A 19,327-nucleotide genomic window follows, 5' to 3' on the forward strand; every position below is an offset into this window, starting at 1 on the left:
GATGGCGAGCCGGTGCGGTGTGCGGTGAACATGCCGAAGGGCGGTTACGCGTGACGCGCAACCGCCCTTCGAACAGGTCTGGCGGTGGTGTGCGCCGGTCGGTGTGACCGACAGCCGGAACCGTCGGTCACACTACCGACACAGTGCTACTCGCTGGACTTGGCCAGGTCGATCGGCGGGGCGTCCGGCACCGAGTTCGGCTTCGTCTCGCCGCGGAAGACGAACTTCGCCTCCTCGCCTTCGCCCTCGACGTCGCCGACGACGATCTCGCCGGGACGCAGCGTCCCGTAGAGGATCTTCTCGGACAGGACGTCCTCGATCTCCCGCTGGATCGTCCGGCGCAGCGGCCGGGCGCCCAGCACCGGGTCGTAACCGCGCTTGGCGAGCAGGGCCTTGGCGGCGGGAGTGAGCTCCAGCGCCATGTCCTTGTTCTTCAGCTGCGAGTCGACGCGGGCCAGCATGAGGTCGACGATCTGGATGATCTCAACCTCGGAGAGCTGGTGGAAGACGATGATGTCGTCGATCCGGTTCAGGAACTCAGGCCGGAAGTGCTGCTTGAGCTCGTCCTGGACCTTCGCCTTCATCCGCTCGTAGTCGATCGCACCCTGACCGGTCGCGAAGCCGATGCCGGGGCCCTTGGAGATGTCCCGAGTGCCCAGGTTCGACGTCATGATCAGGACGGTGTTCTTGAAGTCGACCAGCCGGCCCTGGGAGTCGGTCAGGCGACCGTCCTCCAGGATCTGCAGGAGCGTGTTGAAGACGTCCGGGTGGGCCTTCTCGACCTCGTCGAACAGGACCACGGAGAAGGGCTTGCGCCGGACCCGCTCGGTGAGCTGGCCACCCTCCTCATACCCGACGTAGCCGGGCGGGGAGCCCACCAGCCGCGAGACGGTGTGCTTCTCCATGTACTCGGACATGTCGAGCTGGATCAGCGCGTCCTCGTCGCCGAAGAGGAACTCCGCCAGCGTCTTCGACAGCTCGGTCTTACCGACACCGGACGGGCCGGCGAAGATGAACGAGCCACCGGGGCGCTTCGGGTCCTTCAGCCCGGCGCGGGTACGCCGGATCGCCTGCGAGACGGCCTTGATCGCCTGCTCCTGGCCGATGACGCGCTTGTGCAGCTCGTCCTCCATGCGCAGGAGGCGGGCGGTCTCCTCCTCGGTGAGCTTGAAGACGGGGATGCCGGTCCAGATCGCGAGGACCTCCGCGATCTCCTCGTCGCCGACCTCGGCGACGACGTCCATGTCCCCGGCCTTCCACTCCTTCTCCCGCTTGGCCTTCTCGGCCAGCAGGGTCTTCTCCTTGTCGCGCAGCGACGCGGCCTTCTCGAAGTCCTGCGCGTCGATCGCGGACTCCTTGTCCCGGCGGACGTTCGCGATGCGCTCGTCGAACTCGCGCAGGTCCGGCGGAGCGGTCATCCGGCGGATGCGCATCCGGGACCCGGCCTCGTCGATCAGGTCGATCGCCTTGTCCGGCAGGAACCGGTCGGAGATGTAGCGGTCGGCCAGGGAGGCCGCGGCCACGAGGGCGGCGTCGGTGATCGAGACGCGGTGGTGCGCCTCGTACCGGTCGCGCAGGCCCTTGAGGATCTCGATGGTGTGCGCCACCGACGGCTCCGCGACCTGGATGGGCTGGAAGCGCCGCTCCAGGGCGGCGTCCTTCTCCAGGTGCTTGCGGTACTCGTCCAGGGTGGTCGCGCCGATCGTCTGCAGCTCGCCGCGCGCCAGCATCGGCTTGAGGATGGAGGCGGCGTCGATCGCGCCCTCGGCGGCACCCGCGCCGACGAGCGTGTGGAGCTCGTCGATGAACAGGATGATGTCGCCGCGGGTGCGGATCTCCTTGAGGACCTTCTTCAGCCGCTCCTCGAAGTCACCGCGGTAGCGGGACCCGGCGACGAGAGCGCCGAGGTCGAGGGTGTAGAGCTGCTTGTCCTTCAGGGTCTCGGGCACCTCGCCCTTGACGATCGCCTGCGCGAGCCCCTCGACGACGGCGGTCTTGCCGACGCCGGGCTCGCCGATGAGGACCGGGTTGTTCTTCGTCCGGCGCGACAGCACCTGCATGACGCGCTCGATCTCCTTCTCGCGCCCGATGACCGGGTCGAGCTTGGACTCACGAGCGGCCGCGGTGAGGTTGCGGCCGAACTGGTCGAGGACCAGCGAGGTCGACGGCGTGCCCTCGGCCGGGGCGCCGGCGGTGGCCGGGTCGCCCTTGCCCTGGTAGCCGGACAGGAGCTGGATGACCTGCTGGCGGACCCGGTTGAGGTCCGCGCCGAGCTTGACCAGCACCTGGGCGGCGACGCCCTCGCCCTCACGGATGAGGCCGAGCAGGATGTGCTCGGTGCCGATGTAGTTGTGGCCGAGTTGCAGAGCTTCACGCAGGGACAGCTCAAGGACCTTCTTGGCCCGGGGCGTGAACGGGATGTGCCCGCTCGGCGCCTGCTGACCCTGACCGATGATCTCTTCGACCTGCGACCGCACACCCTCGAGCGAGATCCCGAGCGACTCGAGGGCCTTAGCAGCGACGCCCTCGCCCTCGTGGATCAGGCCGAGCAGGATGTGCTCGGTCCCGATGTAGTTGTGGTTGAGCATCCTGGCTTCTTCCTGAGCCAGGACGACGACCCGACGTGCCCGGTCGGTGAACCTCTCGAACATGTGCGCTCCTTCGAGCTGCGACCGACCACACGACAGCCGGTATCCGCATGCTAGCTCCGCCGAGGCATGTCCTCACGCATCGAACAGAAACCTACCCGCCGGAACCGCCCTCTTCGTCGGGGACGGCGCTGCGGCCGGATCGCCGGCCTACCAGCGGAGACGTTCAAGGCAACCGTGGCCGACCAGGCATGATTCCGTCACGTGGTTCCGCCAAGAGCGGAACGACATGTCGACCCCGACAACCTCGGTGTGTGGCTCGACGGGGCGGGCGATGATGATCAGATTCGCGCTCGGAGCCGCGATGCTCCGTGCTGGCGGTGGGAGCGGTTCGGACCGCGACCAACCGTCACCGGCCCAAGCCGGCACTACCGACGGTAACGTATACGCCTGGGTCGAGGGTGTGATACGGATCACATTTGGCCGAATGTGGTCGCCAGGTTCCCTTCCGGCGTTGATTCTCGTGACATCTTCTGTGACATCGCCGACCGTTGCCCACGCCGGTCGTGCACGCCCCGTAGGCAGGCGGGGGGCTTGGGGTCCTCGTCGACGTCCTGTCACGGCTGGCCTCAGCTCATCGCCGTCACCTCATAACTGGGTTTGCTGCTGCTCACTGTTCCCCTGCCCTGCGGCGGGCGTCTCAGACGGCCAGACCGCCGGGTCCCTGGGCGTCGATCCACTCCCGTAGCCGGTGCTCACGCTCGTCCGTGGCCACGAACGGGCAGGCGGTGCAGAACTCCTCGGTCAGCCGATGCGCCAGGCAGCATGATCCGCGGCGCATACCCGTGTAGGTCCGGCCGTGGTGGACGAACTGCTGCCACGTCGGCCGGGCCCGCAGGGTCGGCGCCGCGTCGGCGAAGAAGGCGTCCGCCTCCAGGCGCCCGATATGCGGATCGCCACTCACCCGTTCGGTGAGCAGAAACGCCCGCCCGCACTGGGACGCCACCGCTCCCCACAGGGCCGCGTGTCCGAGCCGCGCCCGTGACCGGAGGCTGTTGATCACCGGTTCCAGGTGGCCGATGATCTGGCCGACGAGCTGCGCCCGCAGGGCGTCGACGTCCGCCGCGACCCTCGTCACCTCGATCGGGTCGGTGCCGCCGAGCTCGACGCTCACCTTCGCGTCGAGCAGGTCGAGGTGATCGGCAAGCGCCGGATCGGAGCGCAGCAGTGCCAGCCGCGGGCGGTGGAACGCCGTGCTGTCGAACCATCCGCCCTCGTGGCAGTGCACCGAGATCCCGGCGGGGTCAAGGTCCGGCACCCGCCGGGTCAGGACGAACATCGCGATGGCCGGGCCGACGATGGTGGCGGCGTACCACGCGGTGAAGTAGCTGACGGCGACCTCCGCCGTGGCCTGGTTGTGATCGCGGACGACGGCGAGGGCCTCGTCGAGCGTTGCGGGATCGAGCAGCTGGTCGGCCCGGATCCAGCCGTCCGGCGACGGTGGCGGACCGGCGATCGCCCGGCGGTGGTCCAGCGCCGCCCGCACCGTGCGCAGGGTGGTTTCGAGGCCGGGCAGGCTGGTGGCACGGACCGCCAGGTCGACCGGCAGGCCGGAGGTACCCGTGGGCAGGTGCTGCGGGTGACGGGGCGGCGCGTGAGACATGGCGTTAGGTAAGCCTAACTTCAACTCGACAGTCAACTCGGAGTCGCCCACCTGTCGCGGTCGCTCCAGGCGCCCTGGTCGCCGGCGGCCCGCTGACCTGTGGATTCGCCGGTCGCGGGCCCATTTGTTGAAAATGGTCACAACCTGCCCAGGGGGTCCGGCTCGTGGCCTTGGCCCCCCGGTGGAGTCGGTTGCCCGACGCCTGGCGACAGGCGGTCGATGCGAGCGCCGACTCCGGGAACCGAGTGTCCCGGCGTCGACTCCTCATCCTGAGATCAAGAAGTGAGGCTAACCTTATCTTGGGACGGCCCGTGGTGCCGCGCAGCCGATCCGTGACACTCGCGGGAGCGAAACTTCTTCCGGTGAGGGAGTCGTCGCGGTCCAGGTTGTGGAGTTCTGGCTGGCGTCGGCGGGACCTGCTGTCGCGCGGGCGTCGCGGTCCGGCCCACTCCGGTATCCGAGGTATCCGACGCGGCGGAGAAGTGGGGGATTCCGGTCGCTCTCGGAGCGTCGCGGGTAGCAGGCCGGCGACAGTCAAGATCGATCGTCGACCCGCTCGGGGGTGACCAGGATCCTCGGATCTTCGGACTTTCCGGTGGGGATCCTGGGTTCAGTGGCGCTGGTGGTGCGAATCGCGCCCGCGCGCCCCTGAGCTGGGGATTTTGGCGGGAGGCGGACACTACCCGCTGTTGCCTGGCGACCGTGAGAAGTCGGAGGGGTTTGCGGGTGGGAAGATCATGGGATTTTGGTCGTTCTGGCGACCAAAATCCCATGATCTTGTCCGGTAGCAACACCAGCCGTGGTGGCGGCGCGGTCCGAGGCCGCGGCTCCAGGAGCGGAGGAACCGCGTCGCCCCGTGAGCACGCCTCGGGATCGCGCCGATCGAGATCAACAAGTTAGGGGCGGATCGGCCGCGGATCCCGACCCTGTCCCGGTCACGCACAGTCCAGACTAGGAGCCATGACGTCACCGCAGCGTGTGCTCTACCACGTCGTCTGCGCGGCACCGCCCGCGCTCGCCGCCGCCGACTTCGTGGCGCAGGCCCAGCAGGGCGGCTGGGACGTGTGCGTCGTGACGACGTCGCGTGCCGCGGCATGGCTCGACCTGCCGGCGCTGGCCGCGGTCAGCGGGCATCCCGTCCGGACCGACTACAAGCTCCCGGGGCAGCCGGACGTGCTTCCACCACCGACCGCCTTCGCCGTCGTCCCGGCGACCTTCAACACGATCAACAAGTGGGCGGCGGGTATCGCGGACACGCTCGTCCTGGGTCTGCTGACCGAAGCTCTGGGGCTCGGCCTGCCAGCCGTCGTCGCGCCGTGCCTCACCGCCGCGCAGGCGGCCCACCCCGCCTATGCGACGTCCTGCCAGACGCTGCGTTCCGCCGGTGTGCGGATGCTGGACCGCTGGACGCCGCAGGACGCTGACCGGGTCTCGGGCGGCTGGGATGGCGCGGACAGCCAGCGGGCGCTGCAGGAGCTCGAACGACACCCGCACCTGGTGCGTTGACGTCGCCACTGGTCTGTCAGCTGCTGCCCGGCCAGCGGCTGGGCAGTCAGCGGCGGTCCGGCCAGCAGTTGGGCAGTCAGCGGTGGTCCGATCAAGCCGCGGTCCGATCGGCCGACTGATCGGTCAGCGTTTGTCGACCAGGGCGTCGTGGATCGTCCGGGCCATCGCTTCCTGGCCCGCCTGGGTGGGGTGAGCGCTCAGGTCTCGGTCCGCGCTGAGAAGGCCCACCCGGTTGACCCACGAATCCTTGGTGCACATCTCGTGGTCGCGCAGGGATCTGCTGGTGGCGACGAACTCGACGCCGGCATCCTTGGCAGCCCGACGAATCGTCCGATTGAGGGTGTTGTTCAGGCTGACAAGCTGCCTGCGCTCGCTGCTGTCGAGCCAACGGCAGGTGTTGTTTCGCTGGGATCGAGGGAAGATGTCGGGATATCCGACGACGACGATCCGCGAGTTCGGCGCCGCTGCCTTCACTTCCTTGTAGGTGGTGACGAGAATTCCCGGGAGCTCGTCCTGCAGGTAGTCCCGCCGCCGCCGGTCGTTACCGTCCCAGAAGCACTTCCAGAGCACACAGCTCATGATGACCCGGCCGAATCCGGCGTCATTGCCGCCGATCGTGATCGTCACCACGTCCGGGGCCTTCGGCAGCGCCCGCAACTGGTCGAGCTGCGAGGGGTTGCCCCGTTGGGACGTGGTGAGTTCCTTCGTCGTCGCACCACCGCAGGCGGCATGCAGCACGGTGGTGATCGGCGGATCGAGGGTGGCGAGCAGCCGCGGCCACGCGCCGGTGCTACGGCGGCAGCTGCCCGCGTCGGCCAGGAACGGCGGCGAGCCCTCGCCGGAGGAGTAGGAATCGCCGAGCGCGGCGATCGTGAGCCCGCCCGTCGCGGTGGGCTGCGCGCCGGCCGTCGCAGCCGGCGCCGCCGTGAGGAAAATCAGTGTGCTTGACGCGAGGAATGCGGCCCAGGTGAACGGCGAACGCCGGAGGAACGGGCCGGTCGGGAGAGATCGGGACGACCCGGACGCACGTTGCCTGCGTGGACCAGGGATTCGTGAGACCGCCCACGTTCTGTGCCGCATGGAGAGAGGCTAACCCGCGTCCGTGACCGGCGGAGGAATTCCGACCCGCTGGGCGCCCGACACGCCGGAGAACCGACCGACACTGCCCTCGGCGATGCATAAGCACGCCGCGGTGAAAGCGTGAACCGCTCGGATCTCCGGTCACCGGACCGCGCGGTGAGACGGTACGGCGTCAGCGTGTCTCCGCATTCTTCTCGAAGACAAGCCTTAGGCCGATCAGGGTCAGATGCGGCTCATGGTTGTCGAGAGTTTCGCTCTCCTTGAGCACCAGCGAGGCGAGCCCACCGGTGGCGATCGCGGTGGCCGGGGCGCCCAGCTCGGCGCGGATGCGCCGGACCAGCGCGTCGACCTGCCCGGCCGCCCCGTAGATCATGCCCGACTGGAGTGCCTCGACCGTGCTCTTACCGATCACCGAGCGGGGCGTCGTGAGCTCGACCTTGCGGAGCTGGGCGGCCCGCGAGGCGAGTGAGTCCAGGGCGATCTCGATGCCGGGCGCGAGCGCGCCACCCAGGAACTCGCCGCGTTCCGAGACGACGTCGAGGTTGGTGGACGTCCCGAAGTCGACCACGATCGCCGGTCCGCCGTAGAGGTGGTGCGCGGCCAGTGTGTTCATGATCCGGTCGGCCCCCGCCTCCTTCGGGTTGTCGATGAGGATCGGCACCCCGGTGCGGGTGCCCGGCTCGACCACGACGGTCGGGATGCCCCGGTAGGTGCGGCTCACCATCCGGCGGATCTCGCGTAGCGCCGCCGGGACGGTCGAGCACACGGAGACACCGTCGATCTGGTGGCTGCCGAGCAGACCGGTATAGAGGAGCCCCATCTCGTCCGCGGTGGCGTGGGGATCGGTGCGGATCCGCCACGAGTTGGCGAGCTGGGCGCCGTCGAACACGCCCAGGACGGTGTTGGTGTTACCAACGTCGATCGTCAGCAGCATCAGCCGGCCACCGCAAGGTCGAAGCCAAGGTCGAGAGCGGGCGCCGAGTGGGTGAGACCACCGACGGCCAGGTAGTTGACGCCGGTCGAGGCGACCGCGGCGGCGACGTCCAGGGTCAGCCCGCCACTCGCCTCCAGCAGGACGCCCGCGGGCCGGGCGATGGCCACCGACGCACGAAGATCGTCCAGTGACATGTTGTCGCAGAGGATCAGGTCGGCCCCGGCGCCCACCGCCTCGGCCACCTGCTCCACGGTGTCGCACTCCACCTCGACGGCCAGGTGCGGGAAGCGGGCGCGCACGGCCGCGAAGGCCGCCGCCACCCCGCCCGCCGCGATCACATGGTTGTCCTTGACCAGCGCGGCGTCGGTCAGCGACATCCGGTGGTTGCTGCCGCCGCCGCAGCGCACCGCGTACTTCTCCAACGCCCGCAGGCCCGGGAGCGTCTTGCGGGTGTCCCGCACGACCGCGCCCGTGCCGGCGACCGCGTCCACCCATCGCCGGGTCGCCGTGGCCACGCCGGAGAGATGGCAGAGCAGGTTCAGCGCCGTTCGCTCGGCGGTGAGCAGACCACGCACCGGCCCACTGACCCGCAGCACCGCCGTGCCCGGGGCCACCCGGTCACCGTCGGCGATCACCGGTGTCACGGTGACGGCGGGACCGAGAAGGAACTCGAACACCGCGGCGGCGACCGGCACCCCCGCGACCACACCGTGGGCGCGGGACACTACCGAGCCATGGCTCGTCAGCGCCGCGTCCACGGTCGCGGCCGAGGTGGCGTCCTCGCCGTCGGGCCCCGGAAGGTCCTCGTTCAGCGCTCGACGGATCACGTCGAAGACCACCGACTCGGCCAGCCCGGTGGATCTCAGAGCAGCCAGGACCGGCACCGAGATCTGGGCGGGCATCGTCTCCGCTGTCGCCTCGGCCGTCGTCTCGGCTGTGTTCCTGGCCGTCGTCGACGGCTCCGCCGGCCCGACGCGGGTGGGGCTCATGCCGACCGGAGCCGGGACGAAGCGGAAGCAGCGGCGGAGTCCGATGTCGGTCGGTCCTGCCGGGCCCACGGTGAGACAGACGTGGCCGAGCCGGCTTCGGCCGGCCGCGGCGGTGCCTCGTACGTCAAGATCAGCTCCCCTTCCGGGTCCAGCCTGGTCAGCACGTGTCCGCTCCAGTGCTCGTCATCGCGGTCGGCGAAATCCTCCCGCCAGTGGCAGCCCCGGGTCTCGGTGCGCATCTGGGCCGCGGCGACCAGCGCGGTCGCCACCATCCGCAGGTTGGTCATCTCCCAGGCCGCCGGGCCGGCGGTGACCGTGGCCCCGCTGACCCGAAGATCGCCGAGGCCGGCCAGCATCTTTCCGGTCGCCCGCAGGCTCTCGGCGCTGCGCAACACGCCCGCGCCATCCGACATGGCCCGGGTCAGGTCGCCGCGTTCGGTCGGGTCCGTCAGACCGCGGCCACGAGCGCCCGCCGGGACACCGATCACCGCGGCGGCACCGTCGAGCGGTGAAGCGGCCGGATCCTGGGATCCGTCCCAGCTCGATGTGTCCTGTTCGGAGATGTGCTGGGCGATGCGCGCCGCGAAGACCAGGCCCTCCAGCAGGCTGTTCGACGCCAGCCGGTTGGCGCCGTGCACCCCGGTGCAGGCGACCTCCCCGCAGGCGTACAGCCCGGGAACGCTGGTCCGCCCCCACAGGTCGGTGCGGACCCCGCCGCTGGCGAAATGCGCCGTCGGAGCGACCGGAATCGGTGCGGTCACCGGGTCGACCCCGGCCTCCCGGCAGCGCGCGGTGATCGTCGGGAACCGGCGCAGCAGGGTCTGGGCGCCCAGGTGGCGGGCGTCCAGGTAGAGGTGGTCCACCCCCTGCTCCGCCATCACCCGCGACATCTGCTTCGCGACGACGTCCCGGGGCGCGAGGTCGGCCAGCGGATGGACGTCGCGCATCACCCGCCGGCCGGCGGCGTCCACCAGCAGCGCGCCCTCGCCGCGCAGCGCCTCGCTGACCAGCGGCTGCTGACCGGCCTCGGGGGAGGGCAGCCACAGCGCGGTCGGATGGAACTGGACGAACTCCAGGTCCGTCACGACCGCGCCGGCCCGCAGGGCGAGCGCGACGCCGTCACCGGTCGAGACCGCCGGGTTGGTCGTCGACGCGAAGATCTGCCCCATTCCGCCGGTGGCCAGCACGATCGCCCGGGCTGTCACGGCGCCGACGCCATCCTGGCTGCCCGCCCCGAGGACGTGCAGAGTCGCACCGACCGCCCGGCCCGCCTGATCCATCAGCAGGTCCAGGACGAGGGCGTTCTCCAGCACCTCGACGGCCGGGTCGGCGCGCACCGCGGCGATCAGTGCCCGCTCGACCTCCAGCCCGGTGGCGTCGCCGCCGGCATGTGCGATCCGGTCGCGCAGGTGCCCGCCTTCGCGGGTGAGCGAGAAGTCGCCGCCGGCGTCCCGGTCGAACCGGGCACCGAGGGCCGCGAGCTCGCGTACCCGGGCCGGGCCTTCGGAGACCAGGACCTCGACCGCCGCCGGGTCGCACAGGCCGACGCCGGCGACGAGGGTGTCGCGCAGGTGCTCGGCAGGGGAGTCCTCGGCGCTCAGGGCCGCGGCGATCCCGCCCTGTGCCCAGCGGGTCGAACCGGCGTCCAGCAGGGCCTTGGTGACGAGGAGGACCCGGCGGTCCGGGCTGGCTGCCCGGGTGCGCAGGACCGTGGTGAGACCCGCGATCCCGGATCCGATGACCACGACGTCCGCGTCCCGGCTCCAGCCCGGACGCGGTGCGCCGAGTCGGTGTGGGAGAACTGGCACCGGGCTACGCCCTCCCCTGCCCGGCGCCCACGATGTCACCGGAGCCCAGGACGGCGCCGGAGCCCAGGACGCCACCGGCGGCCAGAACGTCGCCGGCGGCCAGGACATCGCCGCGCAGGCTGGACGGGTCGCCGGGGAGGGCCTCCGCCGGGTCGCCGCCGCGGCCGATGATGCGGTTCTGCGCGTCGAGGAAGAGGACCTTGGGGGTGTGTCGCCGCGCCTCGGCGTCGTCCATGATCCCGTACGAGATGATGATGACGAGATCGCCGGGATGCACCAGGCGGGCCGCCGCCCCGTTGATCCCGATCACACCGCTGCCCGCCGGGCCGGTGATCGCGTAGGTCTCCAGGCGTGCGCCGTTGTTGATGTCGACGATCGTCACCTGCTCGCCGGGAAGCAGGTCGGCGGCTTCCATCAGGTCGGCGTCGATCGTGACGGAGCCGACGTAGTGCAGGTCGGCCTGCGTCACCGTCGCCCGGTGGATCTTGGAGGTGAGCATGGTTCGAAACACCGGTCAGACCCCCTGGTAACCGTTGCCGTCGGGTGCGTGGGCCGCGGCCGGCTGCCGGCCGGCGGACTGTCGCGCGGATTGTGCGAATTGTGCGGATTGTGCCGCCGGGTCGGCCAGCACGAGGTCGATGTTGTCGATGAGCCGGGTGGTCCCGACCCGGGCCGCGACCAGCAGCAGTGCAGGTCCGGTGGAGACCGGCCCGAGGTCGGACCGGCTGGCAAGGGTCAGGTAGTCGACGTCCACACCGGGCTCGCAGGCGAGCTCCGCCCAGGCCGCGGTGAGCACGGCATCGGCGCCTTCGGTGGCCCGGGCGGCGCCGGCCGCCAGTGCTCGGGAGAGAGCCAGCGCGCTGCGCCGCTGGTCGGCGTCGAGGTAGGCGTTGCGGCTCGAAAGAGCGAGCCCGTCGGTGTCACGCACCGTCGGCACGCCGACGATCTCCAGCGGAAACGCCAGGTCGTCGACCATGCGGCGGATGCAGACCAGCTGCTGGGCGTCCTTGCGGCCGAAGAACGCCACATCCGGCCGGACAAGGTGGAACATGGTCCCCACCAGGGTAAGCATCCCGTCGAAGTGGCCCGGCCGGGACGCTCCCTCCAGGACGTCGCCCAGTGGCCCGGCACTCAGGGTGACCAGCGGAGCCGGGTCGTGCACCACGCTCGGCGCGTAGACGATGTCGGCCCCCTCGCTGGCGCAGACGTCCAGGTCGGCGGCGAAGGTGCGGGGGTAGCGGTCGAGGTCCTCGCCGGACCCGAACTGCAACGGATTGACGAAGATCGTGACCACGACCTGGTCGGTGCGCCGCCGGGCCTCCCTGATCAGGGCGGCGTGACCGCGGTGCAGCGCACCCATGGTCATGACGACACCGCGGACACCTTGGGCGGGTGCCGCCTCCCGCGCCTCCCCCGACTGGGGAGTGGAGGCTGCGGGGGCCTGGCCCGCCGGGGCCGGGTCCGTGGGGGTGTGGTCGGGGGGTGTCTGGTCCGCGGATGCCACGGCGGTCTGCTCCCTGCGGACGACCGGCCGGGCCAGTGCCGCGGCGAGCTCGGCGCGGGTGCGGACGACGATGGGCCGGGCGGTGCCACGTGATGCGGCCGGTGCCGGGCTCGCGGTGCCGGCTGGTGCCGGGCGCGGGGTGATGGGCATCTGAGCAGGCATGAGTACAGGCATTCGGATTCGTTCCAGTCCTCGGGTGGGGTACCGGACGTCGCGGACACTGTAGCTCGCCCGCAACGTCCCCTGAACCCCTCTGTGACCTGGCTGTCTTTCCGTATCGCCCGATTAGGGGGCAGTAACGGACAGCTGCCGCCCGGGGAGATCTCGGGCGGCGGCTCGGTGTCCATGATCGGCGAGTGGGCGGGTGTGGCCGAGATCGCGGCGGGCAGGCGACCCCCGGGCCGTCCGACTGCCTCCAGGCAAAATCCGAGGATCCTGGTCGTGGGAACGACGAAAACCCTCAGATCTTGCGGACTCGAAAAGTCCCTGAAGCTCGTCCGCTGTGTCCGTCCTGCCCGCCGGCCGGCCCTGCTGCCCTGCTGCGCTGCCCGGCTGGATGGGCCTGCCTGGCCTGAAGGGCCTACTCGCCGGTCACGGCGCCTCGCGCCGGAGAGACGAGGGTGGCGTCCGGGCTCGTCGACGGCCTCGGCACGGACACCCCGGCCGCGGTGACCGCCGGGCGGCGCCAGGCACGTTCGCCGATCAGGGTGAGGACAGCGGGCATCAGGATCACCCGGATCACCGTCGCGTCGAGCAGGATCGCGGCGCCCAGACCGACCCCGAGCTGCTTCATGCTCACCTGTGAAAGCGTCGCGAACACGCTGAACACGGCGACCATGATCACGGCGGCGCTGGTGACCACACCGGCACTGCTCCGGACGCCGGCCAGCACCGCCTCGCGCATCGGAAGCCCGGCGCTGTATGCCTCCCGGACCCGGCTGAGCACGAAGACCTGGTAGTCCATCGACAGCCCGAACAGGATCACGAACAGCATCAGGGGCAGCCAGTTCGTGATGGTGCCGGTGGAGGTGTAGCCGAGCAGGTCATCCGCCCAGTGGTGCTGGAACACGACCACGAGCAGGCCATATGCCGAGGCGACCGAGAGCAGGTTCAGCGCCACGGCCGCCGCGGCCACGAGCGCGCTGCGGAAGGCCGCCAGCAGCAGCAGAAACGCCAGGACGAGGACGAAGCCGATCACCAGCGGGGTCCGCCCGTTGAGCTGCCGGTTGAAGTCGACCGAACCCGCGGTCCGGCCGGTGACGTCGGCGGATGTCCCGTGGACGGCGCCGACGGTCGCCGGGATCACCGTGTCACGCAGCCTGGCCAGCGCCCGCTGGGACACGTCGTCGGTACCGCTTCCGGCGATCGGGATGGCGATCTTCGCCACCCGGCCGTCGCCACTGATCTCGGTCGTGATCGGCTCGTACATCACCCCGGTGGCGACGGCCTCGCGCCTGAGCCCGGTGATGGCCGCGGCCACCTCGGCCGAGCGCACGTCGTCGGCGGAGACGACCACCACCGCGGCACTCTGCTCGCCGGGGAAGGCCGCCTCGACCCGGTCGTAGGACTGGATGATCGGCAGGTCGTCGGGGAGGTCGTCGATGCCGGGCTCGCTGGTCCGCAGCCCGAACGCCGGCAGGGCGAGCAGGACCAGCAGCCCACCGGTGACGACGGCGACCGGGCCGGGATGGCGCAGCAGGCGCCCCATGATCCCGAGTCGCGCGGGGCCGGTCCCGGTGTTGTTGTTGGCGGCGGAGTGAGCCGGGGTGCGGTCGGTGACCCGGCGGCGCCCCGGCAGCCGCAGCAGCTCGACTCGGTCACCCAGCCAGGACAGCACCGCGGGCAGGACGGTCAGCGAGCCGAGGACCGCGATCAGGACCACGATCACCGTGCCGCCGGCGACCCCGCTGAAGACGTCCAGGCCTGTGATCAGCAGGCCCGCCATGGACACGGCGACGGTCAGCCCGGAGACCAGGACCGCGTGCCCCGATGTGTCCGCGGCGATCTCCAGCGCCTGCCGCGGGCTGTGCCCGGCGGCCCGCTCGGCCCGCTCGCGCCGGATGTAGAACAGCGCGTAGTCGACCCCCACGGCCAGGCCGATGAGCAGCATGACCGACGTCGCGGTCTCGTCTGTCGGCAGCAGCCTGCTGCTGAACGCGACCACGCCCAGCGCCGCGGCAAAGGCGGTCAGCGCGAGCACGACCGGGATCAGCGCGGCGACCACGGCACCGAAGACCGCGAGCAGAATGCCCAGAGTCAACGGAATCGCGAGCAGCTCGGCCCGCTTGAAGTCCTTGCCGACGGTGTCTCCGAGTGCCTTTTCGGCACTGGCCTCGCCGACCTCCTCGACACGCAGGCCTGGATGCTCCCGGGCAGCGGCGTCAACCGCGGCGAGCACCGGCTCGATCCGGTCGGTGGCGGTGTCGGCGTCGCCGAGGATCTCGAACGTCACCAGAACCGAGCGCCGATCGGGGGAGACGAGGCCGAGGTCGGCCTCGGTGTCGGCCTGCGGCAGCGTGACCGGCGCCCGCAGGTTCGTCACCGCGCCGGTGGCGAGGACCCGCTCGGCGACGTCCCCGATCGCCCCGCGGAGCTGCTGGTCGGCGAGGAGCGTCTGGGGGCTGCTCGCCGCGTCCGGCCGTTGGATCAGCACGTTCTCGCTGGCGGGAGTCGTGAAGCCGTGGTCGGCGAGGGTGCGCCGGGCGCGCGCGTCCTCGCCGACGCCGTAGTCGCTGTCGGTCAGCGTGTGAGTGCCGACCAGGGAGCCCAGCACCGTCAGAAGGACAACGCCGAGGAACCATCCCCCGATGGCCAGCCGCCGGTGCCGCACGCTCCACCTGGCCGCCCGGGCGGCCAGGTGGGTGGCAGGCGTGGAACGGGTCGAATGGTGCGACGTCGATGTGATCGGAGGTCTCGTGCGCATGCGAGAACGATCTCGCTGCGCGAGCCTTCGGTCACTGCGGCGGACCGCCGAATCCGGGGTGCGGAGCGCTGGCGGGGACAGGGTAGGGCTGTCCCCCGGTCGGTGCCTCGGCAGCGCTCCCGCTCCCGGTCAGCGCTCCCGGTCAGCGCTCCCGGTCAGCGCTCCCGGTCAGCGCTCCCGCTGCCGGTCGGCGCTCCCGCTCAGCCCTCGCGGTCGGCGCTTCGCCGGCTCAGGCGGTGGACAGGTAGTCCTGGAAGGAGATTCCCGTCAGTCGCTCGTACGCCTCGACGTAGCGCGCCCGGGTCGACTCGACGATGTCGGCCGGGAGCTCCGGCGCCGGCGGGTTACGGTCCCACCCGGTGTCGACCAGGTAGTTGCGGATGAACTGCTTGTCGTAGGACGGCTGCGCCCCGCCAGGCGTCCAGGCGTCGGCGGGCCAGAACCGGGACGAGTCGGGGGTGAGCACCTCGTCGGCGAGCCGCAGCACGCCGTCGGTGTCGTGGCCGAACTCGAACTTGGTGTCGGCGAGCAGGATCCCGCGCTCGGCGGCGAGGTCACTGGCCCGGCCGAAGATCTGGAGGGTGAGATGCTCCAGCTCGGCGGCCAGCTCCTTGCCGACCCGGCCGGCGGCGTCGTCTCGGCTGATGTTCTCGTCGTGCTCGCCGATGGGCGCCTTCGTCGACGGGGTGTAGATCGTCGTGGGCAGCTTGCTGCCGTCCTCCAGCCCGGGCGGGAGCGGGTGACCGCTGACCGCGCCGGTGCGGCGATAGTCCTTCAGCCCGCTGCCGGTCAGGTAGCCGCGGGCGACGCATTCGATCTGGACCATGTCCAGCCGCCGGCACAGCATCGAACGGCCGCGGAGCTGCTCGGAGTATGGAGCGAGCTCCGCGGGGTACTCGTCCACGCTGGAGCTGATCACATGACTGGGCACCAGGTCACGCAGCTGGTCGAACCACCACAGCGAAAGCCCGGTGAGAACCGCCCCCTTGTCGGGGATCTCGGTGGGCAGCACGACGTCGAAAGCCGAGATGCGATCGCTCGCGACGAGCAGTACCGCGTCGTCCCCGACGGCGAACAGCTCGCGTACCTTTCCTGAGCCCAGGTGCGTGAGCCCGGCGAACTCCTCATGTGTCAGCGGCATGGTCTGACCGTACCGTCCGGCCGCGGGCCGGGCGGCCGTGCTGGTGGCTCAGACCAGCGCGGCGAGCCGGTCGAAGACGGGGCCGAGCCGTTCGACGTAGCGTTCCGGCCGGCTGACCTGGTCGAGGCGGGCCTCGTCGAGGGGCAGCCCGCGGTCGGCCGCGTGCTTGCGCAGCGTCTCGCGGAACGGCACGCCCGTCTGCCAGGTCTCCATGGCGGCGGCCTGGGTGATGGCGTAGGAGTCCTCGCGTGACAGCCCTGTCTCGACGAGTTCCAGCAGCACCGCCGAGGTGTAGACGAGGCCGCCGGTGGCGTCGAGGTTCGCCCGCATCCGGGCCCGGTCGACGACGAGGCCGTCGACGAGCCGGGTGGTCAGGTGCAGCAGGTAGTCCACGCCGCAGGCGGCGTCTGGCAGGGCGATGCGCTCGGTCGACGAGTGTGAGATGTCCCGCTCATGCCACAGCGGGACACCCTCCAGCACGGGCACGTACTGGGCCCGCACGATCCGGGCGAGCCCGGCGATGCGCTCGGACATGATCGGGTTCTTCTTGTGCGGCATCGCGGACGAGCCCTTCTGGCCCGACCCGAACGGCTCCGACAGCTCACGGACCTCCGTGCGCTGGCCGTGCCGCACCTCCAGCGCGACCGCCTCGCACACCGTCGCGAGGCCGGCGAGCGCGGCCACCCAGGACGCGATCCCGTCCCGCAGGACGACCTGCGTCGCGACCGGCGCCGGGGTCAGCCCCAGCTTGTCCGCGACGTAGCTCTCCACATCGGTGTCGATGTTGGAGTAGGTGCCGACCGCGCCGGAGATCTTCGCGACGCCGACGTCCGCCCGCGCCGCGCGCAGCCGGTCACGGCACCGCGCCATACCGAACGCCAGGTCGGCGACCCGGTGCCCGAACACGGTGGGCTCGCCGTGGATGCCGTGGGTACGCCCGACCCGCAGCGTCTCCCGGTGCGCCAGACCAAGGTCGCGCAGGGCGGCGACGAGCCGGTCGGCCCGCGCCAGCAGCAGGTCGGTGGCCTCGACGAGCTGGCAGGCGAGCGCGGTGTCGAGCAGGTCCGACGAGGTCATCCCGAAGTGCACGTAGGCCGCGGCGGAACGTGGCTCGGTGTTGTCCGCCCAGGCGGTGAGGAAGGCGATCACGTCGTGCTGGGTGACCGCCTCGACCTCCGCGACGGCCTCGGGTGTCGGCGCGGGCGCGGCGCGCACCGGGTCCACCGAGTCGGCGGGGATGCGCCCGGCGGCCGCGTGGGCCTCCATGACGAGGACCTCGACCTTGCACCACAACTCGTACTTGTTGGCCTCGGACCACACCCGGCCCATGTCGGGCAGTGTGTAACGACCGATCATGCGCGCGCCGCCGCGACGTCGGCGAGGGAGTCGGCCGCCGCCTGCTCGAACTCGTCCTTGAACGTCGCCAGCTTCAGCCCCAGGTCAGGGTCGCCGAGCGCGAGGATCTGGATCGCCAGGATCGCCGCGTTCGTCGAGTTGTTGAGCCCCACCGTCGCCACCGGCACGCCGGGCGGCATCTGCGCGATGGCCAGCATCGAGTCCATCCCGTCCAGCGCGCCGCCGGAGATCGGGACGCCGATCACGGGCAGTGTCGTCATCGAGGCGACCGCTCCGGGCAGCGCCGCGGCGAGCCCGGCGCCCGCGATCACGATGGAGATCCCCCGCTCGCGCAGCTGCCCGACCCACTCGGCCAGGGTGCGCGGCGCACGGTGCGCGGAGAGCGAGACCTCCTCGTAGGTGACGCCGAAACGCTCCAGCGTTGCACCGGCCTTACTCATGGTCTGGGTGTCCGACGGAGAGCCGTAGACGATCGCCACCCGCGGCCCAGCCGAGCTGCCACCCGATCCGTTGCTCTGCGACGACTTGCCCTGAGACACGCTCACTCCTCTGCTTCCTACCGGTTTCTGCTGGTTCCCGCGTGGGGCATCCGGGACGGGTCCCCGATGTCAGTGCGGTAGTGCGCCCCGTCGAGCGAGATGCGGCTGACCGCTTCGTACGCCGATCCTCGCGCGGACTCGAGGTTGGAGCCGATGGCCGTGACCGAGAGCACCCTGCCACCCGATGCGACGACCTGCCCGCTCTCGTCGCGGCGAGTCCCGGCATGTAGCACATCGACACCGGTCAGCGCCCCCGCGGCGGTGAGACCACGGATCGGGCCACCGAGCCGAGGCGCCGTGGGGTAGCCGGGCGCCGCGACGACGACGGTGATCGCTGCCCCGGAACGCCACGTCGGGCGCACGCGGCCGGACAGCACCGCGGTCAGCGGCGAGTTCAGCAGGGCCAGGATCGCCTGAACCTCGGGGTCACCGAAGCGAACGTTGAATTCGACCACACGAAGGCCACGGGACGTCAGCGCCAGCCCGGCGTAGAGCAGGCCTGTGAACGGGGTGCCGCGCCGTGCCATCTCGTCCACCGTGGGTCGGATCACGGTACGGACCACCTCGTCGACCAGACCCGCGGGCGCCCAGGGCAGCGGGGTGTACGCGCCCATGCCGCCGGTGTTGGGGCCGGTGTCACCGTCGCCGACCCGCTTGTGGTCCTGAGCGGGCGAAAGCGGCACGATCGCGCCGGACTCGGTCACGATCGCGAACAGCGAGACCTCGGGCCCGTCGAGGTACTCCTCCAGAACCACCCGGTCGTCGGTGTCACGCAGGCTGGCACGCACGGCCTCGACCGCCACGTCCCGGTCAGTGGTGACCGTGACGCCCTTGCCGGCCGCCAAGCCGTCGTACTTCACCACGTAGGGCGGGCCGAACGTGTCGAGGTCGGCCAGCGCCGAGGAGATCTCGGTGTGATCTCGTGAGTCGGCCGTCGGCACGCCGGCCGCGCGCATGATCTCCTTCGCGAAGGCCTTGCTGCCCTCCAGCCGTGCCGCGGCGGCGGACGGCCCGAACACCGGGAGCCCGCGGGCCCGAAGCTCGTCGCCCGCACCCGCCACCAGCGGGACCTCCGGGCCGACGATGGTCAGGTCGGCGTGGACGGTCTCGGCCAGGCTGGCGACCGCGTCCGGATCCTCGACCCGAAGCGGGCGTGGCTCGGCAAGCTCCGCTGTACCAGCGTTTCCAGGGGCGCACACGAGCCCGCCGACCGCCGGATCCCGGGAGAGCGCGCGGCAAAGAGCATGCTCACGCCCACCGGACCCGACAACAAGAACCTTCATCGCTTGGAGGGGG

The 19,327-nt window shown here is 70.9% G+C and carries 14 protein-coding genes; 1 reads left to right on the forward strand and 13 read right to left on the reverse strand.

Annotation, left to right across the window (positions count from 1 at the left end; all coding sequences use genetic code 11):
- Positions 1-146: 146 nt before the first annotated feature.
- Together ACG83_RS26495 and ACG83_RS26500 are read right to left on the reverse strand one after the other, a co-directional pair.
- Entirely contained in the window at positions 147-2,651 is a 2,505-nt protein-coding gene (locus ACG83_RS26495; protein ID WP_054568946.1) for an ATP-dependent Clp protease ATP-binding subunit, read from the reverse strand.
- A gap of 637 nt (positions 2,652-3,288) precedes the next feature.
- On the reverse strand, positions 3,289-4,251 hold the full coding sequence (locus ACG83_RS26500; RefSeq protein ID WP_235498192.1) for a ferric iron reductase: 963 nt from the start codon (positions 4,249-4,251) through the stop codon (positions 3,289-3,291).
- A gap of 960 nt (positions 4,252-5,211) precedes the next feature.
- Between ACG83_RS26500 and ACG83_RS26505 the strand changes: the two genes are divergently transcribed.
- Positions 5,212-5,757, forward strand: a complete 546-nt coding sequence (locus tag ACG83_RS26505; RefSeq protein WP_054568948.1) for a flavoprotein — start codon at positions 5,212-5,214, stop codon at positions 5,755-5,757.
- A gap of 123 nt (positions 5,758-5,880) precedes the next feature.
- On the opposite strand, the gene ACG83_RS26510 is transcribed toward ACG83_RS26505, so the two are convergent.
- The 11 genes from ACG83_RS26510 to purD all read right to left on the reverse strand — a co-directional run bounded on the left by ACG83_RS26510 (position 5,881) and on the right by purD (position 19,314).
- Positions 5,881-6,837, reverse strand: a complete 957-nt coding sequence (locus ACG83_RS26510) for an SGNH/GDSL hydrolase family protein (protein ID WP_054568949.1) — start codon at positions 6,835-6,837, stop codon at positions 5,881-5,883.
- A 172-nt stretch (positions 6,838-7,009) separates the two neighbouring features.
- Complete coding sequence (locus tag ACG83_RS26515; protein WP_006542342.1) at positions 7,010-7,771, reverse strand: type III pantothenate kinase; 762 nt, start codon at positions 7,769-7,771, stop codon at positions 7,010-7,012.
- Positions 7,771-8,673, reverse strand: coding sequence for a carboxylating nicotinate-nucleotide diphosphorylase (nadC, locus tag ACG83_RS26520; protein WP_054569168.1), 903 nt, complete (start codon positions 8,671-8,673; stop codon positions 7,771-7,773). Before nadC ends, ACG83_RS26515 begins: the two co-directional genes overlap by 1 nt.
- Positions 8,674-8,756: 83 nt before the next feature.
- Positions 8,757-10,568, reverse strand: coding sequence for an L-aspartate oxidase (locus ACG83_RS26525; RefSeq protein ID WP_054568950.1), 1,812 nt, complete (start codon positions 10,566-10,568; stop codon positions 8,757-8,759).
- Between the two features lie 4 nt (positions 10,569-10,572).
- Positions 10,573-11,079, reverse strand: a complete 507-nt coding sequence (gene panD / locus ACG83_RS26530; protein ID WP_054568951.1) for an aspartate 1-decarboxylase — start codon at positions 11,077-11,079, stop codon at positions 10,573-10,575.
- Positions 11,080-11,082: 3 nt separating this feature from the next.
- Positions 11,083-12,246: a pantoate--beta-alanine ligase gene (panC, locus tag ACG83_RS26535; RefSeq protein WP_054568952.1), complete on the reverse strand. Its 1,164-nt coding sequence runs from the start codon at positions 12,244-12,246 to the stop codon at positions 11,083-11,085.
- 406 nt (positions 12,247-12,652) lie between these two features.
- A complete protein-coding gene (locus ACG83_RS26540) occupies positions 12,653-14,995 on the reverse strand; it encodes an MMPL family transporter (RefSeq protein WP_054568953.1) in 2,343 nt (780 codons plus the stop codon).
- A 229-nt stretch (positions 14,996-15,224) separates the two neighbouring features.
- Positions 15,225-16,136, reverse strand: a complete 912-nt coding sequence (locus tag ACG83_RS26545; RefSeq protein WP_054568954.1) for a phosphoribosylaminoimidazolesuccinocarboxamide synthase — start codon at positions 16,134-16,136, stop codon at positions 15,225-15,227.
- Positions 16,137-16,184: 48 nt separating this feature from the next.
- Positions 16,185-17,492, reverse strand: a complete 1,308-nt coding sequence (gene purB / locus ACG83_RS26550) for an adenylosuccinate lyase (protein WP_006542335.1) — start codon at positions 17,490-17,492, stop codon at positions 16,185-16,187.
- Positions 17,489-18,037, reverse strand: coding sequence for a 5-(carboxyamino)imidazole ribonucleotide mutase (gene purE, locus ACG83_RS26555; protein ID WP_054568955.1), 549 nt, complete (start codon positions 18,035-18,037; stop codon positions 17,489-17,491). Before purE ends, purB begins: the two co-directional genes overlap by 4 nt.
- An 11-nt stretch (positions 18,038-18,048) precedes the next feature.
- On the reverse strand, positions 18,049-19,314 hold the full coding sequence (gene purD / locus ACG83_RS26560) for a phosphoribosylamine--glycine ligase (protein WP_054568956.1): 1,266 nt from the start codon (positions 19,312-19,314) through the stop codon (positions 18,049-18,051).
- Positions 19,315-19,327: the final 13 nt, after the last annotated feature.

It is taken from the genome of Frankia sp. R43, assembly GCF_001306465.1.
GTDB lineage: Bacteria > Actinomycetota > Actinomycetes > Frankiales > Frankiaceae > Parafrankia > Parafrankia irregularis.